This window comes from Natrialbaceae archaeon AArc-T1-2 (assembly GCF_030273315.1).
Classification (GTDB): Archaea; Halobacteriota; Halobacteria; order Halobacteriales; family Natrialbaceae; genus Tc-Br11-E2g1.
Genome location: NZ_CP127174.1, coordinates 1,164,827 through 1,191,806 on the forward strand (window position 1 = coordinate 1,164,827; position 26,980 = coordinate 1,191,806).

A 26,980-nucleotide genomic window follows, 5' to 3' on the forward strand; every position below is an offset into this window, starting at 1 on the left:
GGGGGTTAGCGGTGTCGGTAGACGTACGCGCCCCCGCCGAGTCCCGACGCCACGACGAGACCGACGAGCAGCCACGGGAAGTCGTCCTCGGGGGCGTCGACGTCGATGGCGACGCGGGTCGTCTCCGACAGCTGGCTGGTTCCGCGTTCGTCGTCGTACCGGAAGTCGAACGAGATCGGGTACGTCTTCGCGGTCGCTCCCGACGCCGCCTCGAGTTCGAACGTCATCGTCACGGACTCGCCGGGCTCGAGCTCCTCGACGAACCCCTCGTCGTCGTCGCTATCCAGCGGATCGTCGGCGAACAGCCGCGCCTCGACGTCGGTCACCGTCTGGTCGAGGTTGTTCGTCACCTCGACGTCGACGGATTTCGTCTCGCCGGCGGCGATCTCGCGGTCCGTGACGTCGACGTCGAACTGGTCGCGTTTGGGCTCGACGGCGGCGAGGAGTTCGACGTCCTCGTAGAGCCGTTGTTCGAGGTCGGCGGTGCGATACTGGACGCCGACGTCGAGCGTGCGGTCGACGGCGTCGGCCTCGCCGGTGACCTCGAGTGGCAGGCGGAACTCGCCGGACTCGCCGGGCTCGAGCGTGCCGACGGCGACGGCGGTCTCGATCGGGACCACGTTGGGCGTCTCGTCGGTGTACCGGAGGACGACGTTCTCCGCTTTCGTCGGCCCGTCGTTTCTTACGGTGCCGTAGATCGCGCCGTCCTCGCCGACGCGCAGGCTCGTCTCGGTCGATTCGACGCTGAAGCGCTGTTCTCCGGCCGGGGTCAGTCCCCAGGTGATCCCCTCGTCGGCTCCCGGAACGCCCTCGGAATCGTCGTACCGGGCCGTCGTCTCGAAGGCGTAGCTCCGGGCGCTCGCGTCCGGCGTCGCCACGACGTCGTAGGTCACCGTTTGTCGCTCGCCGGCTTTCCACTCGTCGACGTGGGTCGTGTCGGTCTCGCGCTCTCCGAAGGCGAGCCTGGAACTCGTCGCCTCCGAGGTCAGCCTGACGTCGCGTGCGTCCTCGTCGCCGACGTTTTCGACCGCGAGAGTGGCCGTCCCCTCCTCACCGACCTGGACGTCGGAGTGTGCGTCGACGACTTCGAAGCGGGGTGCGTCGTCGACCTCGATCGTGATCGTCTCCGTCGTCGTCGTCGTTCGTTCGCGGGCCGACTGTGCCCGCGGGAAGTACCGATCGGTGTAGGAGTACTCGAGTTCCACGTCGACCTCGTACTCGCCGTGGTCGACGTCCTCGGGGACGTGGACCTCGAACGGCACCTGCTCGCGGGGCTCGTTCTCCGAGACCGAGCCGATCGCCTGCGTGCCGGTCCGGACCTCGAAGGGGACGCTGTCGTCGTCGACCGCGACCCGGACGTTCCGGGCGGTCGTGACGAGCTCGCGGGCGTCGGGATCGCCACTCGAGAACTCGCCGTCGTTTGCGACCTGGAGCGATAGCTCGCTCGCCGTCCCCGGCACGAAGTGACGATCGGGCGCGAACGCCTCGAGGTCGGGCTCGCCGTCGATGATCGCCGGCGACGGTTGGGTCGGCTCGCTCTGTTCGCCGGCCTGGACGAATCCAAGCGCCGGCAACGAGACGACGAACGCGACGGCGACGGCAGCGACGAGGACGGAGCGTGCGTTCATCGTCTCTCACCCCCGTCGGCGTACACGCGCGTCTCGAGGTAGGTCGCAAGCTCCGCCCGGAGAGCCGGAAGCCACGTCGTCTCGTCGTCGGTCGTCGACCGACGTAACATCACTCCCGCGAGCATCGTCACGATCGTCGTCGCGACTCGGTCGGGATCGCAGTCACGGAACGCCCCCCGGTCGACGCCGGTTTCGATCACGTCCGCGAGGTAGTTCTCGAAGACCCGGTCGCTTCGGGTGAAGTGTCGCTCGTAGTCGTCGTCGTGGCACGCTCGCGCGCGGAGTTCGATCAGGCTCGCGAAGAACTGGTGGCTGTCGGCCTCGAGGTCGGCCGCGAGCACCAGCTCGACGAACGCCTCGAGGCGGTCGCGGGGTCCGGCGAGCTCGTCGTCGGCGAACGCCTCCTCGAAGCGTTCGAGCATGTACTCGAGACAGGCGAGTACGAGTTCGTCTTTGCTATCGTAGTGGTGGTAGATCAGCGACTGGCTCTTCGCGAACTCGTCGCCGATTCGCTGGATCGTCAGGTCGCTGTAACCGTGTTCACAGAGGGCGCGATACGTCGCCGCGAGGATCGCTTCGCGGGTACCGTCGGGCTCTGCGAAGACGTCCGTCGTCACGTCGACCACCTGCCGCGGCGAGACGGAACGGCGATCGAGGGGCCGACAGCGCGTCTGCGCCGGAGCCGCGTCCGGACGCGACGAATCGTCGGGTTCATGGGCCAACCTTGGACCGATCGATCATAAACCAGTTGATTGAACGTTCAATCACAAGGACTATGTCACGAAAGACGACATCGGGGACGGATCGTCAATGCTCACGCTGGTCCCCCTCCCCGACCGCCGGCTGGTGCTCGCGGTCGCGTTCGTCGGCACGGCGGCGGTCGTCGCCGGCCAGACGGACGGACTCATCCGCGGCGAGCCGAACATCGACGCCCACCTCCCCGACAACGAGGTCTCACCCGGTAGCGAGGACGCACTCGAGATACAGCTCCAACACGACGGCACGCTCCGGACCGGCTCCGACGGGTTCGAGTCGGCTCGAGGCTGACGTCGTCTGCCCCTCACCGGTCGTTCAGCTGCTCGCGAAGCTGTATAGATTTCTGATAGTACACCCGGTTCGAGAACACCGCGAGCGCACCGAACGCGAAGACGACGATCCACCACCAGGTTCTGACGTAGTAGTAGCCGACCAGACAGAGCAAAAACAGTGCCGTAATCGTCGGGGCTGCGTCCGCGATCGCTCGTCGGTACCGCACCGGTTGATCCGCCATCGGGTATCACACTACGGCCGTCGACTTATACCTCCGTCTCGCTCGAGACTGGCGGTCAGCGGCGCTCGAGCAGGTCCGACAGCGACTCGAGTTCGATCGCGCCGTCGGGACAGGTCGTGTCGGCGTTGTGCGGCCGACGGAGGTACGCCGCCTCGAGGCCGGCGCGGGAGGCCGCGACGACGTCCGTCTCGCGGTCGCCGACGTAGAGCCCGCCGTCTTCGTCCAGCCGCTCGAGGGTTTCCTCGAGGTAGTCGGGGCGTGGCTTCCGGCGGCGAAACCCCTCGGGCGTCGGATCCCGGCCCCGGACGAGGTCGAACGGCAACTCGAAGTGATCGGCGACGAACGAGACGGTCTCGTGGCGGTTGTTGCTCACGAGCGCGAGCGTCGTCTCCGCGGCGAGGGCGTCGATCGCGGCGACGTCGTCGTAGACGCCGCGCTCGCCGGCGCGAAGGCGGTCGTGACAGAGCCGGGAGGCGTGGCGCTCTTTCAGCTGCCAGAACCGCGCCGGGTCGACCCCGAGGGCCGTACAGGCGCGTTCGACGGACTCGTACTCGTACTCGCGAAGGGCTGCCCGTCGGCGCTCGTCGGGCTCGAGTCCGAGTTCTGTGAGTGCGGCGTCGGCCGCCCGATCGTAGACCGTCGGGTGGGTGCCACGACCCTCGAGGACGACGCCGTCCATGTCGAAGAGGATCGGCTGGGTCATGGCCTGTGGCTACGACACGAACCGCAAAAACACCGTCGCCGTCCCCGGGCTAGACGCTGACCTTCCAGGTCGTACTCGAGGAGTAGCCCCACTTCTCGATCTCGATGTCGAAGTCGCCGTCCTGAATCGCGGTGATGTTCGCACCGACTTCCTTCGCGGTCATCCCCAGTTCCTCGCCGATGAGCCGGGACTTGAAGTAGGTCTTCGTTGCGGCGTGTTCTCTCAGGTACTGGAGGATCCGGTGTTGCTTGGTCGTCAGTTCGGCGGGGGCCATTGCACTGCTCATACTACACGAGAGGCCAGCGACCTCCTTAGGGGGTTTGGTACGCGTAGTTAATCCACCGCAGTCGTGCGGTTTTGGTGCCCAATACCGGTGTGGTGTCGACGGGGTAACGTGCCGTTGGTACGGGTGGTTAATTGATTCTTTTCGAGGAAAATCACCGATAAGAGAACATTGGGCGAAGCGTAATCGATCCGGCGGTCGGACGCCGGAAGTAATGGCGGCTTTCCCACGGAGGGAGGCGGGATCGGTCGCCGCCGCCCGTGGATCGTCGTCGGCGTCGGTGTCGGCGTACGCAGCCCCAAACGAGCGCTCTCGAGAGAACGTCTCGGTGCGGCGTCGGAAACCGCCGCCGATAGCCGACGCTAACGGTTCTCTAGGCGAGATGAGCCGCGACGAACGGGCCGAACGCGGACGCGACCGCCACCTCGAGCGCCCGCGTCCGGTCGACCAGCCCACCGGTGAGCGCGCCGATTGCACCCTCGTCCGTCCGGTCGGCACCGAATACGTCGGCCATGACGGGACCGAGCTCCTCGCCGCCGTCGATCCGGGCCGCGACCCGGTCCGGGAGCCGGAGGCTCGGTCCGCTCGCGCGTTCGATCCGATCGCCGTCGGTGACCGCCGCCCACATGATCAGAAACAGTCCCGGCGTCGACTCGAGGTGGGCGACGCCGCCCTCGAGCCCGACGCCGAACGCGCCGACTCCCGGACCAGCGCGCCCGTCGCTGGCTGGGACAGTGTCGACCGCCTCGAGCGCCCTCCTCGCGCGCGTCTCGGCTCCCTCGATTGTCTCGGCGATCGATCGGGGTTGGTCGCTCACGCCCGAGTCGACGTCGACGGCGGTCACCGTCGGCTCGTATCGCTCGAGTGCGCGCGCCGTAGCGTCTGCTTTCGTCGGGTTGGTACTGCCGACCGCGAGTTCCATATCGGGCGTTCCGCGCGGGGAAGTAAGTGTCACCCGGTGACAACCCACCCGTATGAATGTTTTGATTTTTAATGCTAGTTCCGGCGAATTCCTCGTTTCTCGGCGCTTTCTCGCCCCTATTCCGGAACCTTTAACTGGGGTGGCTCGGAACGACAGTGGTAACGAATCCGCCCGAGCTTTTCCCGCAGGTTCGGCCGGACAGCATTTGCCATCGTATGACGAACGCATCCCAGAGTACCAGCGTACGGAGAACCGACCAGCGAGCAACTGAAACCGAAACTGAAACCGAAGACAGCGATCTCTGCTGTCCCGAGTGCAGCGGACAGCTCGTCACCGACGACGAACACGGCGAAACCGTCTGTGCGGACTGTGGCCTCGTCGTCGAAGAGGATTCGGTCGACCGCGGTCCCGAGTGGCGCGCGTTCGACGCCGCCGAGAAAAACGAGAAGTCCCGCGTCGGCGCGCCGACGACGAACACGATGCACGACAAGGGGCTGTCGACGAACATCGACTGGCGCAACAAAGACGCCTACGGCAACTCGCTCGACTCCCGCCAGCGCGAGAAGATGCAGCGGCTGCGAAAGTGGAACGAGCGGTTCCGGACGCGCGATTCGAAAGAGCGAAACCTGAAACAGGCACTGGGCGAGATCGACCGGATGGCGAGCGCGCTCGGATTGCCGAACAACGTTCGCGAGACCGCCTCGGTCATCTACCGCCGCGCACTCGACGAGGACCTGCTGCCCGGTCGCTCCATCGAGGGCGTCTCGACCTCCTGTGTCTACGCCGCTGCCCGACAGGCCGGCGTCCCCCGAAGCTTGGACGAGATCGCCGACGTGAGCCGCGTCGAGAAAAACGAGATCGCCCGCACCTACCGCTACGTCGTCCGCGAACTCGGACTCGAAGTCCAGCCCGCAGATCCCGAGAGCTACGTCCCGCGGTTCGCCTCGGGGCTGAAACTCTCGGACGAGGCCGAACACCGCGCTCGAGCGTTGCTCCAGAACGCCAAAGAGAAAGGCGTCCACTCCGGCAAGTCGCCGGTCGGACTCGCCGCCGCCGCGGTGTACGCCGCCGCGTTGTTGACGAACGAGAAGACCACCCAGGCCGCCGTCAGCGAAGTCGCCGACATCTCCGAGGTGACGATCCGCAACCGGTACCACGAGCTGCTCGAGGCCGAGGAGTCACTCGGCATGGCCTGATCGGGGAACCCACGACCCGTCTGTGATGCCGTCTGACCGGTCAGCCAGACGGTGTTACACGCCGAACGTCAACTGGGTTCTAAGTAGTGTACTGTCGTGCCGTGCTGTACCATGAGAAGCCAGGAGTGCGTACAGCTTCATGCGTTATTACAGCTCCTGCGCGAGCACGTCGAGGAACACCACCACGTCGGCGACGCCTTCGACGCGTACGACAGACAGCCGGTTCGGCCGGTCCACGTCCACCGCTCGAAGGACGACCATCGACAGGCGATCGGGCTGTTACTCGAGGGCATCGGCGACGTGATCGACGAACGGTCACGGGAGGCCCCGGCTGTGCGGGCCTGATCGTCCCGCACCCGTCGTCGACGCACCCGCGAGGAGACGCCTTTTTGTCGATCCGAGCGAGTCACCACCACATGGAGTTCGATTCGTTCGTCCTCGCCGCATCGACGGCCGATCTCGCCGACGCGACAGACGCCCGCGAGCACGCCGATTGCATCGAGTTCCGGCTGGACCTCGCCGACGACCCCCTCACGGCGCTCGAGTCCGCCGACGTCGCGTTGCCGATCCTGGCGACGAACCGCGCCGCGTGGGAAGGCGGCGAGTGGGCCGGCGACGACGACCGACGACTCGAGGTCCTCGCCGAGGCGACCGCCACAGACGCCGTCGAGGCGATCGACGTCGAACTCGAGGCGGTGCTGGCGGGCGACGCGGAGGACGTCCTCGAGACCGCCCGCGAGCGCGACGTCTCGGTCGTGGTCTCGGCCCACGACTTCGAGGGGACGCCGTCGCGACCCGAGCTGGTGCGGACGTTGACCGAGGCGGGCAAGTACGGCGACGTCGCGAAGCTGGCGGTGACGGCGGAGTCGAGGGCCGATACGCTCGCCGTGCTCTCGGCGACCGAGCAGCTGACCGCCCACGGCGACGCCGTCGCGACGATGGCGATGGGCGAACTCGGCAGCCACACCCGTGCGGTCGCGCCGGTGTACGGCTCGAAGATCGGCTACGCGCCCGTCGACCCCGCGGCGGCGACCGCGCCGGGCCAGTACGACCTCGAGACACTCGCCGACCTCGTCGCGACGCTGTCGAGCTAAGCGGCCGTCGTCGGCCGGGCAGGACCGAGAGTATTAACCGCGCTCGCTAACGAGTACCGACAGCGATGATGACCTGGATTCGCGCGCTGGCTGCGGCCGGGCTCTCGGTGTTTCTGCCCGGCGCCGGCCACGCCCTGCTTCGAGACTGGATTCGGGCCCTGCTGTTTGCCGGTCTGTTCGTCTCGTCGGTCGTGATCTTCTTTCCAATCGCAGAGCTATCAGCGGCCGGCTCGACCGCGGACGCGATGGCGGTCGTCGAAGCCGAAACCTCGACCGTAAACCAGCTGTTCGTCACGTTCATCGTGTTGTTTGCCGCCGTCGACGCGGCGCTGCGGGCGGTGAACGTCCCGCCGGGCACAGGCGGCGACACCGACGGCACGAGCTGTCCGAGCTGTGGCAAAGAACTCGACGAGGACCTCGAGTTCTGTCACTGGTGTACGACCCGCCTCGGAGGCGGAGACGAAAACGAGACCGAGGAAAAACCGGCCAGCTGAAAACGATACCGGAACACTCACCGGCGCTCGATGGCGATCCAGGCGTCGGTCACGTCGACGACCGTCCCGTCGATCGGCGCGTGCTGGGCGGTGCTGATGCCGTCGCCGGGTCGAGCGACCACCTCGCCGGCCGAGACGGTCTCACCCGACTCGACGATCGGGTCACTCGGCGTCACCAGCCCCTCGAAGTCCGGGTTGGTAATTAGCGGGACGCTGACCCGACCCGGCGACAGCGTCGCGTCCGGTTCGGTCTCGTGGGGCACCCGTTTCCACGCGCTGGGCCCGAGGACGTTGACCCGACCGCCGCCGAGGCGGTTCTCCTCGACGACCCGTTCGTCCATCACCAGCAGGCCGTTGGTTCGCTTTCGGACGCCGAACGACGCCGGGTCGGTCCCGACTTCGAAACACCAGCCCGGTCCGCCGTCGAGCACGACCTCGTCGTCGCGAAGTCCCCCCTCACGGCCCGCTGCAGCCAGCAACTCCTCCGCTGGGGTCCCGACCGGAACCTCGAGGAAGCGATGCTCCGGCACCCGGCCGTCGACGTGAACGAGTTTTCGCGTCATCGCCTCCTCCCGTGTCAGTGCCCGGTAGACGTTGTACAGCGTCTCGGTGTTCTGGACGATCCAGCCGTGGTCGACGGGAAGGTCGTCGCCACGGACGACGACGTCGGCGATCAGTCCCAGCAGGACGCCTTCCATCCCGTACTCGTACCGATCCTCGGTGTACGCGAAGACGACGCCGTCTTCGTCCGGATCGATCGGGAGTTCATCCGGTTCGTAGACGGTGCCGTCCGTCGCCGCCTCGAGGTCGGCGTGCCACTCCTCGCGATCAGTTCGTTTCGCACCGACGACGACCCGGTCGAACGTCGTCTCGAGCAACGCGTCGAACAGCGACGCGAGGTCGTCGGCGCGCTCGCGACCGAGCCACTTGTCGATGTAGTAGTTCGGTTCGCTCTCCTGATGGTTGACGAGCAGGGAGTCTACCGACTCGAGGTGTTCCCACTTCGCGTAGGTGGGAAAGCCTGCACCGCCGGCACCCGCGACCCCCGCCTGGCGGAGCGTCGCGGGAATCTCGGATCCCTCGAGTTGCCGTAACGTCTCGTGCGTTGTTCCCATAGCTCATATGAACGACGACGGCTCCGAAGTAAGTTCTTTGGTCACATCCACAAGATAAACAATATTAGTACTCAACTGTTTTCAATAAGTGCGGTAGGAGTACACATTCGTTTCATATGTCACAATCGGCTGTCGATCGGGTAGCGTCGTCTCCCGTTACGCCTATTGTGACCTATTAACACACATAAGAGATTTTGTGCTAACGGGTACACATCACGAACGCGGAAAAACGATCGTCGATTACTTCTCGATGATCGACTCTTCGACGGCTTCGCCGAAGTGTCGAGCCGTATCCTCGTAGTAGAGTGTGAGCTCGTCGCCGGCCTCGAGGTCGGTCACCGCCTTCCGACCGTCGGACGTGGCGACTTTGATCGTCTCGGCGTTTTGCAACAGCGTCTCGACGCGGTCGCCGTCGTCGGTCTCGAGTGCGACCCGGAACATCGGTCGTTGCTCGATTTTGACCCGACCGACGATCGCCTCGCGGGTGTGGCCCTCGAGGTCGACGACCTGGACCTCGTCGCCGCTTTGTAACTCCGAGAGGTACTTCGTGCCACCGTCGGGGGTGCGGACGTAGGCGTGGACCGCGCCCGCGTTGACCCGGAACGGCCGGGAGGCGACGTAGGGAGACTCGGCGGTCTCGGCGTGGACGAAGACGAGCCCGCGAGACATCGAGCCGACCAGCATTCCCTCGTCGTGATCCAACAGGTTGCCGGTGTCGACACAGACCCGGTCTGCAGAGCCGGCGCGTTCGATCTCCGTCACCTCGGCGTACTCGAGTTCGAGCGACTCGCGGTCGGCCTCGTCACGAACCTCGACGGTGCGGCGAATTTCGTCGGGGTCGTCCGAGTCGAGCAAGACGGCGTCGGCACCGATCTCGAGCGTCTCGAACGCCGTCTTCGCCTCCTCGGCGCTCGTCACGCCCGCGACGAGGTCTGTCTCCTCGCCGATGCGGGCGATGAGGTTCTCGAGCGGGATGATCGTCCAGTCCTCGCCGACGACGATCGTGTGATCGGCTTCCGCGGCGGCCGTCTCGGCGAACCGTTCGTACTCCTTGCCGAGAATACGGACGTACGCGCCCCGATCGAGGTCGCCGTCCCGACGCAGCGTCGAGAGGTCCGCAGAGCCCGAGAAGTCCTCGGGAAGGTCGATCGTCGCGTCGCCTTCGCCGTCTTTGCCGACGACGACGGCGTCGGGTCGCGTCTCCGGTCCGTCGTCGCTCTCGGCGTCGTCGACCAGCGTCACGTCGCCGTCGGTTCGAAACGCGGCGACGTTTATCTCGCCCAGCTCGCGGACCCGATCGACGTCGTCTTCGTCGACCAGCACCCAGTCGACGCCCGCCTCGAGGGCGGCCGTGATCCGCGCCCGTCGGTCGTCCCAGTCGCCGACGGTGTCGTCGGCTTTGACCCAGACTGCTCTCGTCATGGCTCGACTCTCGTACGGGACCGGCTTGAACGTGGCGGATTCGACAGCGGTCGCCGCGGTCGCCTCGTGTTGTACCCACACCGTGGTCCGCAGTGTGGTACCGTCGTACACGATCGCCGAAACGTTCAGGAGTCGAGACGGCGTAGTTTTCGGTATGGCTTCCTACGATGCGATCTTCTTCGATCTCGACAACACCATCTGCGAGCCTATCCGCGATCGAGCGGAACTGCTCGAGACCGTCTTCGAGCGCGCTGGCGTCGAGCAGTTCTGTACGGTCGCCGGCCTCCGGGCCGCCACGCGAGAGGTGTCCGACGCCGACACCGACACGGAGTTCTTCGAGCGCGTCTTCGCGGCGGCCGCCGGCCGCGCCGACGCGGATCCGGCAGACGCACCGCGACTCGCCGAGACCTACCTCGAGGCGATCGACCCCGCACGCGTACGCTTTCGACCCGGGGCCGAAGACGCCCTCGAGCACGCGAGCGAGCTCGGACCGATCGGACTCATCACCAACGGAAGTGAGGAGACTCAGACGAAGAAACTCGAGGCGCTCGGGCTCACCGACGCCTTCGATACGGCCGTCTTCGTCGATCCGCGAAACGGCCTCCCGCCGAAGCCCGATCCGGCACCGTTCGAACACGCGCTGTCGGCGCTCGAGGTCGAACCGGAGCGGACGATCCACATCGGTGACACCCTCTACGCCGACGTTGCCGGAGCCAACGCCATGGGAATGGACTCGGCGTGGATCGACCTCGGCCACCGGAGTCCGGTCGACCACGAACCGACCTACGAGCTGACCACGCTCGAGGAGTTCGATCGAATTCTCTAGCACGGACGTCCGTCGATGCGTGACGATCAGTCCACGGCACCGGCACAAGACATATAGACGGCGGTGCGGATGGAGATAGCAAGACCCGAACGGTCCCCTACGCGTCACGTGGTACCATGACAGACGCCGATACGCCGTCGCTCGAACAGGGCGACGCGCCGACGACCGTCGAGCCCCTTCCGCCTCGCGAGGTGACACAGCTGTGTGCGGACGTCGAGTCGAACGTCGGTCGCGTGATCGTCGGCCACGACGAGGCGGTCGAGCACGTGATCACGGCCGTCCTCGCTCGCGGCCACGTCCTGCTCGAGGACGTCCCCGGCGTCGGCAAGACGATGCTCGCTCGCGCGCTCGCGAGATCGATCGACTGCACGTTCAGCCGGATCCAGTTCACCCCCGATCTGTTGCCGACCGACGTCACCGGCGTCAACGTCTTCGACAAGCAACGACGCGAGTTCGAGTTCCAGCCCGGCCCCATCTTCGGAAACGTCGTGCTGGCCGACGAGATCAACCGCGCGCCGCCGAAGACCCAGTCGGCGTTGCTCGAGGCGATGGCGGAGAGTCAGGTCACCGTCGACGGCGAGACGCGGTCGCTTCCGACGCCGTTTACGGTCGTCGCGACCCAAAACGCCGTCGAGCGCGACCGGGCCTACGAGTTGCCGTTCGCGGAGGTCGACCGGTTCACGAAGAAACTCGAGTTGGGCTATCCCGACGCCGACGAAGAGATCGAGCTGCTCGACAGGGCCGTCGGCCACCACCCCATCGAGACGCTCGACCCCGTCACCGATCTCGAGTCGATCCGCAGGGCCCGAGAGACGGTCGCACGGGTGTCGGTGCGAGAGCCGGTCCGGGAGTACGCGACACGGCTCGTAACCGACACCCGCGAGCACGCACGCATCGGTGCGAGTCCGCGTGGAACGATCTCGCTCTTGCGGGCGGCACAGGCCCGGGCGATCACCGACGGTCGAGAGTACGTCGTTCCGGGCGACGTCCAGCACGAAGCCCCCGTCGTGTTGGGCCATCGCATTCGGACGGCGACGGGCGAGAACGGACGCGACGTCGTCGAAGATGCCCTCGAGCGCGTCCCGGTACCATGAGACCGACGGGACGCGGGCTGGCGGTCGTCGTCGTTGTGATCGCCAGCCTGGCCATGGCCCGGGCGTTCGGACCACGGGCGTTGAACGCCGTCGTCGCGCCGCTTGCCGTCGCTGCACTCGTCGGCCTGATCGCGGTCGTCCGGGCGGGCGAGCCGACGATCGATCGTCGGCCGGTCGCGGCGGGGTTTCCCGGCGAGACCCGACCCGTCTCGCTCTCGATCGACGGCGGCGGGGCAACGCCGGCACGGATCGACGACGCCGTCGACGACGGGCTCTCGGCGACGGGCAACGTCGCGACGACGACGCTTACGGACGACTACCGCTACGAGATCGAACTCGAGGAGCGAGGCGAACACGAGCTCGGTCCGCTTTCGATCGCGGTGACCGACGCCTTCGGACTCGTCAGACGGCGCTTCGAGCTCCCCGACCGGGGCCGCGTCCTCGTCTATCCCCGCGTCTACGAACTGCGCGGCGACGGAGCCGAACTGCGGTCGGCGCTTTCGGCCACCCGCGGGTTCGACCGCGGCGAGTTCGACCACCTCCGGGAGTACGAACGCGGCGATCCGGTCCGGGACGTCCACTGGACGGCGACGGCGAAACGAGCCGACGACGAGCTGCTCGTCGCAGCAGACGCGGCCGACGGCGACGGTCGGACCGCGACGATCGTCGCCGAAGCGAGTCCGGGCCAGGGCGACGAGATGGCCGCCGCGACCGCGAGCGTGGCCACGGCCCTGCTCGAGGCGGCCGTTCCGGTCCGCGTCGTCACGCCCGAGGGCACCCGGTCGGCGTCCGGGCGGGACGACCGCCGGGACCTGCTCGAGTTGCTCGCGACGGTCGGGCCGGGCGAGGTCGAGGGCGACGACCGACGCGAAGCGGACGTGCTCGTCCGGGCCGACGCGGGCGGAACGGTCGTCGTCGTCGGGGACCGCGAGTTCCCGTTCGATCGACTCTGCGGAGAGATCACGGAACGAACCGAACCGGCTCGAGGGTGATCACGTGAGGACGACGACACAGCGATCGGCGACGGTCGCCGTCGACGCGACGACGGCGTTTCGCCTGCTCGCACTCGGGAGCGTCCTCGCGCTGACGGGCTCGTACGTGTGGGTGTTACGGGACGTGGCGCTGGTCGTCGGCGACGCGACGTCGTTGCTCGCGCTCGTCGTCGCGATACTCGCGGCGGCGACGGTGCTCGCCCGGGCGATCCGACCGCGAACCGCGATTGGCCTCGCCGCCGCAGCCGGCGCGGGCGGATTCGGCTACTATCTCGTCACGACGGACGCCGGCCTCGGCGCGACGGTCGCGACCGCACGCGACCTGCTCGCAGACACCGCCGCGCTCGCGACCGGGCTGTCGGTGTTGCGAATGGTCGATGCGGGAACCTGGGCGCTCGCGTTCGTCCCCGCGCCAGTCTTTCTCTCGTGGTATCTCGCGCTCCGGCGTCAGTACGCTGCAAGCGTCGTCCCGGGTGCGGTCGCACTCTTCTTTCTCGTGCTTACCGGCGACGCGTCCGTCGCCGCCACCGCCGTCGGAACCGTCGGCGCACTCGCCGCCGTCGCCCTCGGCGACCTCGAGCGTCGCGGCGGGACGGTCGCCCAGCTCGAGCTCGTCTCGCTGGTCGTCGCCGCTATGCTGGTGCTCTCGATGACCGTGCCACTCGTCCCCGGAAGTGCGGGCACGAACGGACCGGCGATAGGCGGCGGCGACGGCGTCGACACCCTCGAGGAGACGAGTGCAACCGCGCCCGACCGGTCGCCGATCGCCGGCGAGGTCGACCTCTCGCCGGAGGTCCGCTTTACCGTCCAGAGCGAACGACCGAGCTACTGGCGAACAGGTGTTTACGACCGGTTTACCGGCGACGAGTGGATCCGGACGGGACAGGAACAGGCGTACGACGGAGAGCTGGCGCGACCGCCTGGCGAGTACGAGACGGTCGAACAGACCGTTCACGTCGAGGCACCAGCCGAAATCATGCCCGCCGCAGCCCACCCGATCGCCGTCGACGGCGAACTCGCATCGGACACCGCGGTCACGACGCACGGTCAGATCCGGCCCGACGGGCCGTTGTTCGCGGGCGACACCTACACCGTCCGAAGCGCCATCGTCGATCCTCCATCCGACGAGCTCCAAGCGGCTGAAACGGCGTATCCGGAACCGATCACAGAGACGTACCTCCAGACGCCGGGTGACGTCTCGCCGGCGTTCGAGACCTACACCGAAGCGGTCACCGCCGACGCCGACACACCGTACGAGAAAGCAGTCGCCGTCGAACGCTACCTGCGAACCTCGAAGGAGTACTCCCTCGAGGTCGAGAAGCCGGATGGCGACGTCGCGGAGGCGTTTCTCTTCGAGATGGACGACGGCTACTGCGTCTACTTCGCGACGACGATGGTCCAGATGCTCCGGACGGCTGACGTCCCCGCACGGTACGCCGTCGGCTACACGAGCGGCCAGGAGATCGACGACGGCGAGTACGTCGTCCGCGGGACCGACGCCCACGCGTGGGTCGAAGTGTACTTCCCCGATCACGGCTGGGTCACGTTCGAGCCGACGCCGGGCGGTCCTCGCGAGGAGACTCACGACGCGTTCGTCGAACAGGCCCGCGAGGACGGCTCCGCGAGCGTCGACACCGACGATAGCGAGGACGCCTCGATCGAGGAGGGAGACGACGAGGACCCGCCCGAAGACGCGTTCGACCTCGGCGAACTGGAGCTACCAGACGGTGACAACGAGAGCGACGCCGACGGCGCGGGCGATGACCGAGTCGACTCGAACGGGGAAGACGAAGACGGCATCGATCCCGGACCGGACGTCTCGGCTCCCGACGACGACGGGATCGCGATGCCGGGACTCGAGACGACCATCGTCGGGCTGGCCGCACTCGTCGGGCTCGTTGCTGGCGTACGCCGAACACGCATCCCGAGCCGCCTCTATCGCGGCTACCGGCTACACTGGCAACGACCCGGCGACGAACCCGGCCGAGACGTCGAACGGGCCTACGAACGTCTCGAATTGCTACTCGAACGCGAGTACCGGCCGCGACGTCGATCGGAGACGGTCCGGGACTACCTCGAGCGGCTCGCGTCGGCACACGGCCTCGACGACCGGGTCGTCGCCGTCGGTCGTCGGTACGAACGAGTAGCTTACGGCGACGGCGTCACCCGCGAGGAGGCGACCGAAACGATCGCAGCCGTCGACGCGCTCGTTCGAGATCGGACACCGATCCTCGGCCGACGCCGTCGCGACCGGAATCAGAACCGAGATCCCTAAAAAAGACCACACGAAGGCGTACAGGTCCCGATAGTGTTTAATATGGTCATTTCGTAGATTCAGCCGTAATGTCGGAAGTCTGCTCGACGTGCGGGCTCCCCGAAGAGCTCTGCGTCTGTGAAGACGTGGCCAAGGGGCAACAACAGCTCAACGTCCGCATTGACGAGCGCAGATACGGTAAGGAGGTAACGATCATCGAAGGATTCGATCCGAAGGACGTCGACCTCGACAGTCTATCGTCGGATCTCAAGTCCAAATTCGCCTGTGGGGGGACCGTCGAAGACGGGCAGATCGAACTACAGGGTAACCACACCGGTCGCATCGAAGAGTTCCTTCGGGACCGCGGCTTCAACGTCGCCTGAGCCCGCAATGCTCTGAGACGACTTCCGATCCCGCGACTTCTCCGTTCGGCGATCCGGTCAGCGACCGCTTTCGTCCGGACGAGCCGATCCACTCGGCACCGACGAAAAGCTAAAACGGCGTCTCCGATTCGCCAGCGTCTCCCTCGAGGTCGTACGAGTCGGCCCACTCGGTGAGTCCACCCGCCATACTCTCGACGCGGGCGTTTGCCGTCCCCTCGTAGGAGGCGATGAGTCGTGCCGCCTGAATGCTCGATTTTCCGTGCGGACAGACGGTCACGATGCGATCGGCCCCGGCGAGTCCCTCGACGCGGTCTGGCAACTCGTCGAAGGGAACGTTCTCGCTGTCGGGGATTCGGCCGCGCTCGAAGCTCTGTTCGTCACGAATGTCGACGATGCAGACGTCTTCGTCGGCCTCGAGCAGTTCGTGGACTTCGTCGGTCGATATTTCGCCGTCCATAGACGGGGTTCGTCCGCGAGCCCGATAAGCACCACGGGGTGAGGTTATACTATCGGACGTACCTGTGTGACGAGTCTCGCCACCCCGGGGCGGCGAGACTCGTTCACGACGTACGTCCGGCAGTATACAACAGCCCGTCGGCGTCAGCCAGCAACAGCCCGCTGATCGAGGCGTCGTTCGCCGGCTGCTCGCGCGCGACCGTGAGCGCCTCCTCGACCGCCACCGGCCGCACCTCGAGGAACTCGTTGGTGTCGCGGTCGCGCTGGCCGGGTTCGAGTCCCTCGGCGTAGACGATCGCCCGGTCGTGACGAAGCACCCCCGTCGCGACGCTGTAGGTCTGGAGAACGGCGAGACTCGACGGGCACAGCCCGGTCTCTTCCTCGAGTTCGCGTCTGGCCGCCTCGGTGTAGGACTCGCCGTCCTCGACGATGCCGGCGGGTAACTCGAGGTGGGTCTCGCGGATCGACGGCCGGTACTGTTCGACGAAGATCACCTCGTCGTCGGTCCGGGCGACGATCACCACGGCGTCTGGCAACTCGGCCCAGTAGTAGCGCTTTTCGGTGCCGTCGGGCTGTTCGACGAGGTCGTAGCCACCGTCGTACCAGCCCGTCTCGTACTCGGTTTCCGATTCGATCACCGGCCACTCCGTCTCGTCCATGCGCGTGGAGTGCGGACTCGAAAGGCTAGTAGATAGCGGTCGCGGACGAGCGGGTGATACGGATTGCTGTCACACCAGCTCCCGGTAGAGCCGACCGAACGCCTGTCGCCGCAACGTCGCGACCGCCGCCGCCTCCTCGTCCTGGAACGTCGCTGCCACCGCTTCGTCGCCGGGGCCGGCGTGCCAGACGACGTTGTCGACGCGCTCGTGGCCGACCTCGATGACCTCGCCGTCGTAGCTCTCACACCAGTCCTCGTACTCCTCGCGCGTGCCGACGGTGACCGCGAGTCGGCTCGCAAACAGCACGTCCCGTGCCGTCTCGACGACGTCGCCGGTGACGCGGTCGTCGTACTCCTCGCGGTCGAACGCCATCGCACGGGCGACTTCGCGAACGACCGTCTGGGCTGTAGGGCCGAGCGACTCGTATCGCTCGCGGACCTCGTCTATCGTTTCGGGCGAGAACGTCCCCTCCGTGTGCATACCAGTGGGCTCGAGGTGCGTGCAGTTACGCGTTTTCGTCTTCGTCGCCGTCGTCCTCGTACATCCGCCGGGTCAGCTCTCGAGCCTCCTCGAGAACCGCCTCCGTGTCGGCAGACAGTGCACCGTCGGTTCCACCCCGGGCGGTCATCGAACCCCGACCCATCCCCTGGGCCTGGCGGGCGAGTTCGTCCTCGAAGGGACGGCCGCGGTCGTCAGCGTGACCGTGAGCGTGGTTTTCGCTCTCGAACTCGGGCGTTTCGACCTCCGGGGCGTACTCGCGGACTCGTTCGGCAAGCTCCCGTTGGGTGCAGTCGGTCCAGTCGGGAGCGTGTGCAGAGAGCCACTCGAGATGATCCTCTCGGCCGAGCGAGGCGGTCACGGCGAGGTGGTTTGCGAGGTGAACATCGTCTGCCTGCTCTCGAGCACACACTGGACAGGCGTATCCCATATTCGGACGTAGCGTCGCCGGTCCTATAATGACCACGGCTGTGGCCACGTCCACGCCCGCGTCCGATCACTCGAGTTCCCGAACCATGATGATCGCGTCCTCGTCGTCGTCGTAGTACCCGCGAATCCGCCGTAGCGACTCGAAGCCGTACTCGCGATAGAGCCGCTTTGCGTCCTCGTTCGACGTCCGGACCTCGAGTTTTACCGAGTCGGCACCGTGGGACGCGAGGGTCACGAACGAACGGGTAAGCAGTCGTGAGCCGACGCCGCGTCCGCGACAAGCAGGGTGGACGGCGATGTCTTTGATGTGGCCGATCGAACGGCCGTGGGTCGTCGTCACGTCGGCGACGACGTAGCCGACGATCCGATCGTCATCGGTTACGGCGACGAGAAACCCGGGTTCGCCGAGAAAAGTCTCGAACGCATCGTACGGCCACGGCTGCGGAAACGAGGCGTTCTCGATGCGAACGATGGCGAGCAGATCCGCACGTCGTGCTCGTCTGACGACGACGTCGTCGGCGTCGACGTCGGGGGCCGAAATCGTCACGCGTACGTATTTGTGTCCATCGTACATATACTGTCGCGTCTCGAGCAATGCGTCGACGGCAGTCGAGCACGTATCGAGAGTAAGATATATGGCTACCGCCACTCGTCCCCCTGGACTGCATGAACGAAGACCGGGTCGGTGACGGTCACGAAAACGCACGCGAGGTGCCCCCATGAACGACAACGATCGATCGATCGTCGGCTACGTGATGGTCGGACACGCGATGGTCCACACCTACGAGCTCTCGATTCCGATTCTCATGACGGTCTGGCTGCTCGAGTTCTCGGTGTCGGCTGCAGTGCTCGGTGCGTCGGTCACCGTCGGATACGGGCTGTTCGGCGTCGGTTCCCTTCCTGGCGGCGTACTCGTCGACCGGTTCGGCCCCCGAGCGCTGATCAGCGCCTGTCTCGCCGGGATGGGGCTTTCCTTTCTCCTGTTGAGTCTCGCTCCAGGGATCGGGGCCATCACCGTCGCACTGGCCGTCTGGGGGCTCGCCGCGAGCGTCTATCATCCAGCCGGACTCACGCTGATCAGCAACGGCGTCCGGCAACGCGGTGTCGGCTTCGCCTACCACGGTATGGCGGGTAACGCCGGTATCGCCTTCGGTCCGCTCGCGACGGCCCTGCTGTTGCTAGCGTTCGACTGGCGACTCGTCGCCGCGATCCTCGCAGTCCCGGCACTCGTCGGTTCAGTCGCCGGGTTGCTGATCGCGTTCGATCCCACAGCAGCCGTCGAACTGACCGACGGTGGCGAAGACGGGGGATCGGACAGCCGATCGCTCGGTGACGTCGTCGGCGACACGCGTCGGCTGTTCACTGTCGGTTTTCTCACCGTCTTCGTCGTCGTCTCGTTCAACGGCCTCTACTACCGCGGCACGTTGACCTTCCTTCCCGACCTCCTCGGAGACTTCCTCGCGGTCGCCGTCGGAGACGTCCAGCTGTTCGACCCCGACACCCCGATGGCCGAGGAGTTCGACCTCGCACAGTATCTTTACGTCGGTCTGCTGACAGTCGGTATCGTCGGTCAGTACGTCGGCGGAAAGCTCACGGACGCGATCGAACCCGAACGAGGGCTCGCTGGAATGTCGCTCGGACTGACCGTCGTCGCCCTCCTTTTCGTCCCGGTTGCCGAAACCGGTCTCGTGCAACTGCTCGTCGTAAGCGTCGTCCTCGGGTTCGTCCTGTTTGCCCTCCAGCCGTTCACGCAGGCCACGATCGCGAAGTACTCCCCGCCAGAGGCACGCGGACTCTCCTTTGGCTACACCTACCTGGCTATCTTCGGCATCGGCGCGTTGGGCGCGGCGATCACCGGAACCGTCCTCACCCTCGGCTCGGAGTCGATCACGTTCGTCGTTCTTGCCGGGTTCTCGGCGATGAGCTGTCTGCTCGCACTCTCGCTCGTCGCGAGGTCGGTCTCACGACGCTACTGACTCGGTGGGGCTATCGAGGCGACGCCCGATCCGGGATAGAGGCAGCTGTTTCCGCTATTGCCGAGTCAGGGTATCGTTTGCTCATGTAGCGCCACTTACCCACATCCGGTACGAACGTGGGCTCGATATGCAGACCACGACTGGAGAGCGCTTTTTACCGAACCGCCCGTATCCGTGTTCATGACTGACGATCCCGACGCCCGATCCCGAGACGACCGCGACGGCGCAGTTCCCACAGACCGCGAATCGCCCGTGGGTGCCCCGGTCATCCGGGGCGACGAATCGGTCACCGGACAACGTGCGCGCGAAGCCGTACAGTTCGATCCCGACGATCCCGAGAGCGTCGCAAACGCCGCCGAGATTGTCTATCAGTTCGCGACCGGTGACGCCGAGGGAGACAACCTCGTCATGCTCCGTGGAGCCGCCGCCTGTGCTGCACTCGTCAGAGGCGTCGGCTCCTACAAGACTGCCACAGAGCAGGCCAATGCGGTCGGCGACGACGACAGCACGGTTACCGTCTCGTTCATCCGCAAGTGGGCGCGCGTCCACGACCTCCCGCGGTCAGTCCGCCGGCAGGTCGCACTCGGAGCCATCGCACCCACCGCCGCAAAGCACATCGCCCGCGTTAGCGGTGAAGCACGGCTGTTGCTCGCCTGGGCGACCCTCGACGGCGACCTGACGGTTCGTGAGGTCCGTGCCGCCGCGAGCGCGATAAACGACGGCGTCCCGATCGATGAGGCACTCGCCGATCACGGCGTCGTCCTCGGTAGACTCGAGCTCATCCTGCCACGAACGACCTATCGCGATCTCCGGCGACAAGCGTCCCTCGAGGGCGTCACACCAGGCGACGTCGTCGCCGATGCCTTCGAGCAATACCTCGAGTGAACCGCACGACAGGGCGATGTCGGCGTCGGACCGGGAGAACGAGAAAGAAACGTTTAACCGGCGCTCACGAGAAGGTGAAATTGGAGGGCCGGTAGCTCAGTCCGGCAGAGCGTCTGGCTTTTAACCAGACGGCCGCGTGTTCAAATCGCGCCCGGCCCGCTTCTCGCCGCGAGCAAATCCGCGAGCGGCGAGCATCGGAACCGGCGGGATTTGAACGCAGGGAACACGCAGCGCGAACGAAGTGAGCGACCGTGTGACCGTGTGTTCAAATCGCGCCCGGCCCGCTTTTGCGACGAACAATCGACTATCGAACGGTGAACGGTCGACGGTCTCGACATCACTTTGTGTTAGAACGATAACTATCGGGTTGGGAACGTTGGGTGTGTGACTTTGTACCTCGGCCGTTACTAGACCGTATGGGATCGATTCCTGCTGACGTCCAGGACGTGTTCGAGAAGCGAACGTTCGCTCACATAGCGACGGTTCTACCCGACGGATCGCCGCATTCGACGCCGGTGTGGGTTGACTACGACGCCGATGCGGATCGGCTGTTGGTGAACACCGAACGCGGCCGCCGAAAGGAGAAAAACGTTCGAAACGACCCGCGAGTCGCCATTAGTATGACTGATCCGGACGATCCCTACCGAATGCTCTCGGTGACGGGTGAAGTCGATGAAGTTACCACGGATGGGGCGCGCGAGCACATCGACGAGCTGTCAGAGCGATATACAGGAGAGGACGAGTATCCCAACCCAATCGAGACGGAACGCGTCATCATCTCAATCAGACCCAAGAAGGTCAGTCACTTCGAAGGATAACGATGCGGTCTGTTTCCGACACGAAGTCCGAGAGCCGGTGAGGGGTCGATGTAGTGCCGCGAGAGTCCAGATAGGTAGACGGGGATAACCGCTTGCTGATTCAGAGTTATCCAAGAAGTCGCTATAAGCCAAGGGCCGGATTTGAACCGGCGGTGGGCGGCTCTGCAGGCCGCTGCGTTCGGCCGGACTCTGCCACCTTGGCGCGCTTGGTCGTAGTCACTGCGGTCGTTTAAGCGTAGCGGTACGATTCTGTACCCGATCGCCCAATATATACAAAAGGCCACACAGCCACAGCTGTGGCTGTGTAGGGCCGTAGATAAGTATGAAAGTATGAGTGGAGGCGGCGAACCAGCGTTTCCAGAGGGTCTCCCACTCCAGTACTTGCCGGAACGCTGGCGGGCTTATCTTCCGTGTTCGAGATGGGTACGGGAGCGCCCCGCCGCTGTGGCCGCCCGAACGCCGATCGACGGAATCGAACCGTCGCCACTCCAGTATCGGTCTCTCTCCGCCACAACCGTGTCGTACGTGTAGTCCAGTCTGCGCCTGGACCCGTTTCCGGGTCATGATCCATGCGGTATGAATGGTGGCTCGATCGGTTAGTGCTCGCGGGCTCAACGCCTCGTTGCCTTGGCGCGTACACCCCGAGTCTATCGACCTCCTCTTCTAGGAGGGATCTCAGGTGGTTCCTCGTTTCCAGGTGGGTTTCCGGCTTAGATGCGTTCAGCCGTTACCCCGTGGTGCGTCGCTGCCCGGCACGTGCTCTCTCGAACAACCGGTACACCAGTGGCACCCATTCGTAGTTCCTCTCGTACTATACGAACGTTCCTGTCAGGAACCGTAACACCCCCAATAGATAGCAGCCGACCTGTCTCACGACGGTCTAAACCCAGCTCACGACCTCCTTTAATAGGCGAACAACCTCACCCTTGCCCGCTTCTGCACGGGCAGGATGGAGGGAACCGACATCGAGGTAGCAAGCCACTCGGTCGATATGTGCTCTTGCGAGTGACGACTCTGTTATCCCTAAGGTAGCTTTTCTGTCAGCAATTGCCCGCAACGAGCGGGCTAATTGGTTCGCTAGACCACGCTTTCGCGTCAGCGTCCGTCGTTGTGCCGGACACTGTCAGGCTCCCATGTGCTCTTGCGCTCTCTCCCGCGTCTCCGACGCGGGTGAGGGAACCGTGGGGCGCGCCCGATATCTTTTCAGGCGCGTACCGCCCCAGTCAAACTGCCCGGCTACCGGTGTCCTCCTCCCGGAGTGAGAGTCGCAGTCACCATCGGGTAGTATTTCAATGCTGCCTCGGTGACCCGCTGGCGCGGGTACCTGTGTACTGGCTCCTACCTATGCTGCACAATGGCGACCACGTCTCAGCGACAGCCTGCAGTAAAGCTCTATAGGGTCTTCGCTTCCCCTTGGGGGTCTCCAGACTCCGCACTGGAATGTACAGTTCACCGGGCCCAACGTTGGGACAGTGGCGCTCTCGTTGATCCATTCATGCAAGCCGCTACTGAAGCGGCAAGGTACTACGCTACCTTAAGAGGGTCATAGTTACCCCCGCCGTTAACGGGTCCTTCGTCCTCTTGTACGAGGTGTTCAGATACCCGCACTGGGCAGGATTCAGTGACCGTACGAGTCCTTGCGGATTTGCGGTCACCTATGTTGGTATTAGACAGTCGGAGCGCCCGAGTCACTGCGACCTGCCCCGAAGAGGGCAGGCATCCCTTCTTCCGAAGGTACGGGACTAACTTGCCGAATTCCCTAACGTCGGTTGCTCCCGACAGACCTTGGCTTTCGCCGCCACGAGTACCTGTGTCGGTTCTCGGTACGGACAGTGTGCTCGCCTTTTCACGGGCTCTCGGTTGACCTGACTTGCGCTATCCAGCCATTCGCTCGCTTCCTGCCATTACGGCTTCCACGAACTTCGACTGTTCGACCGGGCGATAGCCCGGCTCAGGCGGCCCCAAAGCGTCGGCTTTGAGTGCACACTGGCACAGGAATATTAACCTGTTTCCCTTTCATCAGCTTCGACTTACGGGCTGATTTAGGACCGGCTAACCCTCAGCTGATCAGCAGTGCTGAGGAACCCTTACTCGTTCGGCCGTCGGGGGTCTAACCCGACTCACGCTGCTACTATGACCAGGATTTTCGTTACTGAACGGTCCACACGACCTCTCGGCCGTGCTTCCACCCGAACAGAACGCCAACCTACACGATCACCCGGTAAAGGGTGCGGCTAGGTCTCGGTGGTGGACTTGAGCCCCGATCATTTTCGGCGCCCCGAACCTCGGCCGGTAAGCTGTTACGCTTTTCTTAGAGGGTAGCTGCTTCTAAGCTCACCTCCCGGCTGTCTAGGGCTCGGGACCACCTTCGATCGCACTTAGTCCACACTTGGGGACCTTAACCCAGCTCTGGGTTGTCTCCCTCACGGTACACAGGCTTACCCCGCATACCGGACTCCCTGCGTCGACGGCGTCCGTAGGTTCGGAGTTGGACAGGGGGGCGTACTCCTCTCGGAGTACGGTCCCCCAATCCGTCGCTCTACCCCACGGACTACCTCGGCAGAGGTCATGCTTCGACATGTTTCGGTTGGAACCAGCTGTGTCCGGACTCGATGGGCCTTTCACCCCTAGACGTAGGTCACGCGAGGGTATTGTAGGACACCAACGCTAACAGGCCTCCACGCACCTTTCGGCACGCTTCACCTTGCCCACGCCTAGATCGTCCGGTTTCGGGTCGTGTCCGATTGACTCCCCGCGCTTGAACACGGCGGCCCTCGCAATGCTGCGGCCATGTCGGTTTCCCTGCGCCTTCCCCGATGATCGGGTTAGACTCGCCAATCAGACACACTCCCTGGTTCGTTTTTCAAAACGTACGACGGAACACCGGCTTCCCGATCTTCCTACTGTACCCTCGCGGGTAGGTCGTTTTGATCGGGACCTTGTATGCCCCGTCGTTCCATCGCCAACTGATTTCACGCCCTATTGCACCTCCCTTCGTGGGGTGCTTTTCAGCGTTCGCTCACGCTACTTGTTCGCTATCGGTCTCGAGGAGTGTTTAGTCTTCGCGGTCGATGCCCGCGAGATTCACGAGGGATATCCAACCCCCGATACTCTGGAGCTGACGCGTCCCGTACTACGCTTCACTACGGGGTTGTCACCCTGTTTCACGCTCCGTTCCAGGAGACTTCGTGAAGCGGTTCGAGGAGTGGTTGTCAGTCCGAACACCACATTGCCCACGCGGAACCTGACGGTCCCACACAGGCTTCGGTTTGGACTGTGTCGCGTTCACTCGCCGTTAGTAACGACATCGCGATTGCTTTCTTTTCCTGCCGGTACTGAGATGTTTCAATTTCCGGCGTTCCCCATTGCGCGAAGCAATTGCGGTGGGGATTCCCATTCGGAGATCCTCAGTTCTTTCCCTCCGTGCGGGTCCCTGAGGCTTATCGCAGCTTGGCACGTCCTTCATCGGCTCTCGAGCCGAGCGATCCACCAGCTGGCACAGTAGCCACGTTCGACGGATCGGCGTTGCGACGAAGTCGCAACGATGTAGTGACCCGGGAACGGGTCCAGTGGACGCCTGGACTACACGTACACACGGTCTCATCCGCACGCCAGTAGACAGCTGGCCTGCATTAACCCTTCCCACCCGCGTTTACACGGGGTGGTGCATCGGTTCTGTCGTACCCAATCGTCGCGCCGTCTCCCACTTAAGGGGAGCGATTCGACGACGGGCCGAGACATGGACCCACTGGGAGTCGAACCCGGGGCGACCGCCGTCGGCGGCGGTCGCCCTTCCAGTCAGGTATGGGTCCAGCCCGCTCGCGTTCTCGTACAGAGCGAGCGGGAACGAGGTGTGAGCCCTGGTAGTTCAAAGGTGCCCGATCGGCCTACGGGTGGGCGATCGAACGTGGTGGTGTGGCACAACGGGCCACGAGTGGTGGGCTGGGGCGACGCCCCAGTCCCGGGCTGTGGAGGTGATCCAGCCGCAGATTCCCCTACGGCTACCTTGTTACGACTTAAGCCCCCTTGCGAAGCCCAGATTCGACCCCGATCGGGGCCTCATCCGGACCTCACTCGGGTGCTTTGACGGGCGGTGTGTGCAAGGAGCAGGGACGTATTCACCGCGCCCTTCTGAGGCGCGATTACTACCGAATCCAGCTTCATGCGGGTGAGTTTCAACCCGCAATCCGAACTACGACCGAGTTTCGGAGATTAGCGTCGCCTTTCGGCGTGGCATCCCACTGTCTCGGCCATTGTAGCCCGCGTGTCGCCCAGCACATTCGGGGCATACTGACCTACCGTTGCCCGTTCCTTCCTCCGCTTTGGCAGCGGCAGTCCTCCTAATGTACCCAGCTACCACAAGGGTACTGCTGGCAATTAGGAGTGCGGGTCTCGCTCGTTGCCTGACTTAACAGGACGCCTCACGGTACGAGCTGACGGCGGCCATGCACCTCCTCTCAGCAGGTCAGGTAAGCTCATCACACTGACCGTCACTCCTGCTGTCGATGCTGGTGAGATGTCCGGCGTTGAGTCCAATTAAACCGCAGGCTCCTCCGGTTGTAGTGCTCCCCCGCCAATTCCTTTAAGTTTCATCCTTGCGGACGTACTTCCCAGGCGGTCTGCTTCACGGCTTCCCTACGGCACACCACAGGCTCGTAGCCTGTGGCACACCTAGCAGACATCGTTTACGGCTCGGACTACCCGGGTATCTAATCCGGTTCGTGACCCGAGCTTTCGTCCCTCACCGTCGGATCCGTCTTCCAGAGGCGCTTTCGCCACCGGTGGTCCGTCCAGGATTACGGGATTTCACTCCTACCCCGGACGTACCCCTCTGGTCTTCCGGTCCCAAGCCAGGCAGTTTCCGCCGGACGCCCGCACGTTAGGCGTGCGGATTTCCCGACGGACTTGCCCGGCCGGCTACGGACGCTTTAGGCCCAATAATAGCGGTCATCACTCGAGCTGCCGGTATTACCGCGGCGGCTGGCACCGGTCTTGCCCAGCTCTTGTTCCACGACCACCTTACGGTAGTGAAAAGCGAGGACTGTATGCCCTCGCACTCGGAGTCCCCTTATCGCACTGTCGTGCAGTGTAAAGGTTTCGCGCCTGCTGCGCCCCGTAGGGCCCGGTATCTTGTCTCAGATACCGTCTCCGGGCTCTCACTCTCATGACCCGTACCGATTACTGGCACGGTGGGCCGTTACCCCACCGTCAACCTAATCGGCCGCAGCCACATCCTATGGCGCGAAAGCGTTTCGGACTCGACCCATTCCAGGGGTCGAGTCGTATGCGGGATTAGCCTCAGTTTCCCGAGGTTGTCCCGCTCCATAGGGTAGTTTGGCCACGTGTTACTGAGCTATCTGCCACGAGCCTGAACTCGTGCGACTAGCATGGCTAAATCGGACTCCAATAGCAATGACCTCCGGCAGGATCAACCGGAATGCTATCTCCCCGTGAAGGGGAGGGTTTGGCGGTGAATGTAGATACACACTCACACAAATGGTCCACGTTCGGTGATCGACCCACGATCGCGAACCGATCGGGCGTCACCGAACTACCAAGGCTCACATCAGATCCCATCTGTAC

The 26,980-nt window shown here is 64.7% G+C and carries 26 protein-coding genes, 2 tRNA genes and 3 rRNA genes; 14 read left to right on the forward strand and 17 right to left on the reverse strand.

Annotation, left to right across the window (positions count from 1 at the left end; translation table 11 throughout):
- Positions 1-5: 5 nt before the first annotated feature.
- Both QQ977_RS05935 and QQ977_RS05940 read right to left on the reverse strand, forming a co-directional pair.
- Positions 6-1,628, reverse strand: a complete 1,623-nt coding sequence (locus QQ977_RS05935) for a COG1361 S-layer family protein (protein WP_285928179.1) — start codon at positions 1,626-1,628, stop codon at positions 6-8.
- Positions 1,625-2,245: a TetR/AcrR family transcriptional regulator gene (locus QQ977_RS05940; RefSeq protein ID WP_285928180.1), complete on the reverse strand. Its 621-nt coding sequence runs from the start codon at positions 2,243-2,245 to the stop codon at positions 1,625-1,627. The genes QQ977_RS05935 and QQ977_RS05940 overlap by 4 nt, the downstream gene beginning before the upstream one ends.
- A gap of 193 nt (positions 2,246-2,438) precedes the next feature.
- Between QQ977_RS05940 and QQ977_RS05945 the strand changes: the two genes are divergently transcribed.
- The gene (locus QQ977_RS05945) at positions 2,439-2,675 is read left to right on the forward strand and encodes a hypothetical protein (RefSeq protein ID WP_285928182.1); all 237 of its coding nucleotides are present in this window, start codon (positions 2,439-2,441) and stop codon (positions 2,673-2,675) included.
- Positions 2,676-2,688: 13 nt separating this feature from the next.
- Here QQ977_RS05945 and QQ977_RS05950 read toward each other — a convergent pair whose 3' ends face one another.
- The 4 genes from QQ977_RS05950 to QQ977_RS05965 form a co-directional block, all read right to left on the reverse strand.
- Positions 2,689-2,898, reverse strand: coding sequence for a hypothetical protein (locus QQ977_RS05950; RefSeq protein ID WP_285928183.1), 210 nt, complete (start codon positions 2,896-2,898; stop codon positions 2,689-2,691).
- 55 nt (positions 2,899-2,953) lie between these two features.
- A complete protein-coding gene (locus QQ977_RS05955; protein WP_285928184.1) occupies positions 2,954-3,601 on the reverse strand; it encodes an HAD family hydrolase in 648 nt (215 codons plus the stop codon).
- 49 nt (positions 3,602-3,650) lie between these two features.
- Positions 3,651-3,887 (reverse strand): DUF7123 family protein, encoded by a 237-nt coding sequence (locus QQ977_RS05960; RefSeq protein WP_285928185.1) that lies wholly within the window; start codon positions 3,885-3,887, stop codon positions 3,651-3,653.
- A gap of 370 nt (positions 3,888-4,257) precedes the next feature.
- Positions 4,258-4,806: an inosine/xanthosine triphosphatase gene (locus QQ977_RS05965; RefSeq protein ID WP_285928186.1), complete on the reverse strand. Its 549-nt coding sequence runs from the start codon at positions 4,804-4,806 to the stop codon at positions 4,258-4,260.
- Positions 4,807-5,021: 215 nt separating this feature from the next.
- Between QQ977_RS05965 and QQ977_RS05970 the strand changes: the two genes are divergently transcribed.
- From QQ977_RS05970 to QQ977_RS05985, 4 genes are all read left to right on the forward strand, one after another.
- Positions 5,022-6,002, forward strand: coding sequence for a transcription initiation factor IIB (locus QQ977_RS05970; RefSeq protein WP_285928188.1), 981 nt, complete (start codon positions 5,022-5,024; stop codon positions 6,000-6,002).
- 111 nt (positions 6,003-6,113) lie between these two features.
- Positions 6,114-6,347 (forward strand): UPF0058 family protein, encoded by a 234-nt coding sequence (locus QQ977_RS05975; protein WP_285928189.1) that lies wholly within the window; start codon positions 6,114-6,116, stop codon positions 6,345-6,347.
- A gap of 71 nt (positions 6,348-6,418) precedes the next feature.
- A complete protein-coding gene (locus QQ977_RS05980) occupies positions 6,419-7,096 on the forward strand; it encodes a type I 3-dehydroquinate dehydratase (RefSeq protein ID WP_285928190.1) in 678 nt (225 codons plus the stop codon).
- 68 nt (positions 7,097-7,164) lie between these two features.
- Positions 7,165-7,590, forward strand: coding sequence for a DUF7575 domain-containing protein (locus QQ977_RS05985; RefSeq protein ID WP_285928756.1), 426 nt, complete (start codon positions 7,165-7,167; stop codon positions 7,588-7,590).
- A 17-nt stretch (positions 7,591-7,607) separates the two neighbouring features.
- Here the strand turns inward: QQ977_RS05985 and QQ977_RS05990 are convergent, their stop codons facing one another.
- A complete protein-coding gene (locus tag QQ977_RS05990) occupies positions 7,608-8,705 on the reverse strand; it encodes an NADH dehydrogenase subunit (protein ID WP_285928191.1) in 1,098 nt (365 codons plus the stop codon).
- Positions 8,706-8,945: 240 nt separating this feature from the next.
- Entirely contained in the window at positions 8,946-10,127 is a 1,182-nt protein-coding gene (locus QQ977_RS05995; protein WP_285928192.1) for a 3-dehydroquinate synthase II, read from the reverse strand.
- A gap of 154 nt (positions 10,128-10,281) precedes the next feature.
- Here QQ977_RS05995 and QQ977_RS06000 point away from each other — a divergent pair, with 154 nt between their 5' ends.
- The 5 genes from QQ977_RS06000 to yciH all read left to right on the forward strand — a co-directional run bounded on the left by QQ977_RS06000 (position 10,282) and on the right by yciH (position 15,676).
- On the forward strand, positions 10,282-10,953 hold the full coding sequence (locus tag QQ977_RS06000; RefSeq protein WP_285928193.1) for an HAD family hydrolase: 672 nt from the start codon (positions 10,282-10,284) through the stop codon (positions 10,951-10,953).
- Between the two features lie 116 nt (positions 10,954-11,069).
- Positions 11,070-12,047: an AAA family ATPase gene (locus QQ977_RS06005; RefSeq protein ID WP_285928194.1), complete on the forward strand. Its 978-nt coding sequence runs from the start codon at positions 11,070-11,072 to the stop codon at positions 12,045-12,047.
- Positions 12,044-13,039, forward strand: a complete 996-nt coding sequence (locus tag QQ977_RS06010) for a DUF58 domain-containing protein (RefSeq protein WP_285928195.1) — start codon at positions 12,044-12,046, stop codon at positions 13,037-13,039. The genes QQ977_RS06005 and QQ977_RS06010 overlap by 4 nt, the downstream gene beginning before the upstream one ends.
- Before the next feature lie 4 nt (positions 13,040-13,043).
- Positions 13,044-15,314: a transglutaminaseTgpA domain-containing protein gene (locus QQ977_RS06015; RefSeq protein WP_285928196.1), complete on the forward strand. Its 2,271-nt coding sequence runs from the start codon at positions 13,044-13,046 to the stop codon at positions 15,312-15,314.
- Between the two features lie 68 nt (positions 15,315-15,382).
- Positions 15,383-15,676: a stress response translation initiation inhibitor YciH gene (gene yciH / locus QQ977_RS06020; RefSeq protein WP_285928197.1), complete on the forward strand. Its 294-nt coding sequence runs from the start codon at positions 15,383-15,385 to the stop codon at positions 15,674-15,676.
- A 109-nt stretch (positions 15,677-15,785) separates the two neighbouring features.
- Here yciH and QQ977_RS06025 read toward each other — a convergent pair whose 3' ends face one another.
- The 5 genes from QQ977_RS06025 to rimI all read right to left on the reverse strand — a co-directional run bounded on the left by QQ977_RS06025 (position 15,786) and on the right by rimI (position 18,292).
- Positions 15,786-16,133, reverse strand: coding sequence for a rhodanese-like domain-containing protein (locus QQ977_RS06025; RefSeq protein ID WP_285928198.1), 348 nt, complete (start codon positions 16,131-16,133; stop codon positions 15,786-15,788).
- A gap of 103 nt (positions 16,134-16,236) precedes the next feature.
- Positions 16,237-16,791: an NUDIX hydrolase gene (locus QQ977_RS06030; RefSeq protein ID WP_285928199.1), complete on the reverse strand. Its 555-nt coding sequence runs from the start codon at positions 16,789-16,791 to the stop codon at positions 16,237-16,239.
- 69 nt (positions 16,792-16,860) lie between these two features.
- Complete coding sequence (locus QQ977_RS06035; protein WP_285928200.1) at positions 16,861-17,271, reverse strand: DUF5809 family protein; 411 nt, start codon at positions 17,269-17,271, stop codon at positions 16,861-16,863.
- A gap of 25 nt (positions 17,272-17,296) precedes the next feature.
- Positions 17,297-17,719: a DUF5810 domain-containing protein gene (locus tag QQ977_RS06040; RefSeq protein WP_285928202.1), complete on the reverse strand. Its 423-nt coding sequence runs from the start codon at positions 17,717-17,719 to the stop codon at positions 17,297-17,299.
- A 66-nt stretch (positions 17,720-17,785) separates the two neighbouring features.
- Entirely contained in the window at positions 17,786-18,292 is a 507-nt protein-coding gene (rimI, locus tag QQ977_RS06045; protein ID WP_285928203.1) for a ribosomal protein S18-alanine N-acetyltransferase, read from the reverse strand.
- 145 nt (positions 18,293-18,437) lie between these two features.
- On the opposite strand from rimI, the gene QQ977_RS06050 reads away from it, so the two are divergent.
- From QQ977_RS06050 to QQ977_RS06065, 4 genes are all read left to right on the forward strand, one after another.
- Positions 18,438-19,694, forward strand: coding sequence for an MFS transporter (locus QQ977_RS06050; protein WP_285928204.1), 1,257 nt, complete (start codon positions 18,438-18,440; stop codon positions 19,692-19,694).
- A gap of 180 nt (positions 19,695-19,874) precedes the next feature.
- A complete protein-coding gene (locus QQ977_RS06055; RefSeq protein WP_285928205.1) occupies positions 19,875-20,579 on the forward strand; it encodes a DUF7119 family protein in 705 nt (234 codons plus the stop codon).
- 85 nt (positions 20,580-20,664) lie between these two features.
- Positions 20,665-20,738, forward strand: a tRNA-Lys gene (locus QQ977_RS06060).
- Positions 20,739-20,995: 257 nt separating this feature from the next.
- On the forward strand, positions 20,996-21,397 hold the full coding sequence (locus QQ977_RS06065) for a PPOX class F420-dependent oxidoreductase (protein ID WP_285928206.1): 402 nt from the start codon (positions 20,996-20,998) through the stop codon (positions 21,395-21,397).
- Positions 21,398-21,523: 126 nt separating this feature from the next.
- Here the strand turns inward: QQ977_RS06065 and QQ977_RS06070 are convergent.
- The 4 genes from QQ977_RS06070 to QQ977_RS06085 form a co-directional block, all read right to left on the reverse strand.
- Positions 21,524-21,599, reverse strand: a tRNA-Cys gene (locus tag QQ977_RS06070).
- Positions 21,600-21,732: 133 nt separating this feature from the next.
- Positions 21,733-21,853: ribosomal RNA gene (gene rrf, locus QQ977_RS06075) — 5S ribosomal RNA — on the reverse strand.
- 122 nt (positions 21,854-21,975) lie between these two features.
- A 23S ribosomal RNA gene (locus QQ977_RS06080) occupies positions 21,976-24,911 on the reverse strand.
- 455 nt (positions 24,912-25,366) lie between these two features.
- Positions 25,367-26,836, reverse strand: a 16S ribosomal RNA gene (locus QQ977_RS06085).
- The 16S, 23S and 5S rRNA genes sit together here with 1 tRNA gene alongside, the layout of an rRNA operon.
- Positions 26,837-26,980 lie beyond the last annotated feature (144 nt).

Bases quoted from the DNA above. Each gene is read 5' to 3' on its own strand.
- QQ977_RS06055 (WP_285928205.1), top strand. From the start codon at position 19,875: ATGACTGACGATCCCGACGCCCGATCCCGAGACGACCGCGACGGCGCA.
- QQ977_RS06035 (WP_285928200.1), bottom strand. From the start codon at position 17,271: ATGCACACGGAGGGGACGTTCTCGCCCGAAACGATAGACGAGGTCCGC.
- QQ977_RS06040 (WP_285928202.1), bottom strand. From the start codon at position 17,719: ATGGGATACGCCTGTCCAGTGTGTGCTCGAGAGCAGGCAGACGATGTT.
- yciH (WP_285928197.1), top strand. From the start codon at position 15,383: ATGTCGGAAGTCTGCTCGACGTGCGGGCTCCCCGAAGAGCTCTGCGTC.
- QQ977_RS06065 (WP_285928206.1), top strand. From the start codon at position 20,996: ATGGGATCGATTCCTGCTGACGTCCAGGACGTGTTCGAGAAGCGAACG.
- QQ977_RS05960 (WP_285928185.1), bottom strand. From the start codon at position 3,887: ATGAGCAGTGCAATGGCCCCCGCCGAACTGACGACCAAGCAACACCGG.
- rimI (WP_285928203.1), bottom strand. From the start codon at position 18,292: ATGTACGATGGACACAAATACGTACGCGTGACGATTTCGGCCCCCGAC.
- QQ977_RS05970 (WP_285928188.1), top strand. From the start codon at position 5,022: ATGACGAACGCATCCCAGAGTACCAGCGTACGGAGAACCGACCAGCGA.
- QQ977_RS05985 (WP_285928756.1), top strand. From the start codon at position 7,165: ATGACCTGGATTCGCGCGCTGGCTGCGGCCGGGCTCTCGGTGTTTCTG.
- QQ977_RS06005 (WP_285928194.1), top strand. From the start codon at position 11,070: ATGACAGACGCCGATACGCCGTCGCTCGAACAGGGCGACGCGCCGACG.
- QQ977_RS05945 (WP_285928182.1), top strand. From the start codon at position 2,439: ATGCTCACGCTGGTCCCCCTCCCCGACCGCCGGCTGGTGCTCGCGGTC.
- QQ977_RS05975 (WP_285928189.1), top strand. From the start codon at position 6,114: ATGAGAAGCCAGGAGTGCGTACAGCTTCATGCGTTATTACAGCTCCTG.
- QQ977_RS05990 (WP_285928191.1), bottom strand. From the start codon at position 8,705: ATGGGAACAACGCACGAGACGTTACGGCAACTCGAGGGATCCGAGATT.
- QQ977_RS05995 (WP_285928192.1), bottom strand. From the start codon at position 10,127: ATGACGAGAGCAGTCTGGGTCAAAGCCGACGACACCGTCGGCGACTGG.
- QQ977_RS05955 (WP_285928184.1), bottom strand. From the start codon at position 3,601: ATGACCCAGCCGATCCTCTTCGACATGGACGGCGTCGTCCTCGAGGGT.
- QQ977_RS06025 (WP_285928198.1), bottom strand. From the start codon at position 16,133: ATGGACGGCGAAATATCGACCGACGAAGTCCACGAACTGCTCGAGGCC.
- QQ977_RS06010 (WP_285928195.1), top strand. From the start codon at position 12,044: ATGAGACCGACGGGACGCGGGCTGGCGGTCGTCGTCGTTGTGATCGCC.
- QQ977_RS06000 (WP_285928193.1), top strand. From the start codon at position 10,282: ATGGCTTCCTACGATGCGATCTTCTTCGATCTCGACAACACCATCTGC.
- QQ977_RS05935 (WP_285928179.1), bottom strand. From the start codon at position 1,628: ATGAACGCACGCTCCGTCCTCGTCGCTGCCGTCGCCGTCGCGTTCGTC.
- QQ977_RS05965 (WP_285928186.1), bottom strand. From the start codon at position 4,806: ATGGAACTCGCGGTCGGCAGTACCAACCCGACGAAAGCAGACGCTACG.
- QQ977_RS06050 (WP_285928204.1), top strand. From the start codon at position 18,438: ATGAACGACAACGATCGATCGATCGTCGGCTACGTGATGGTCGGACAC.
- QQ977_RS05980 (WP_285928190.1), top strand. From the start codon at position 6,419: ATGGAGTTCGATTCGTTCGTCCTCGCCGCATCGACGGCCGATCTCGCC.
- QQ977_RS06030 (WP_285928199.1), bottom strand. From the start codon at position 16,791: ATGGACGAGACGGAGTGGCCGGTGATCGAATCGGAAACCGAGTACGAG.
- QQ977_RS05950 (WP_285928183.1), bottom strand. From the start codon at position 2,898: ATGGCGGATCAACCGGTGCGGTACCGACGAGCGATCGCGGACGCAGCC.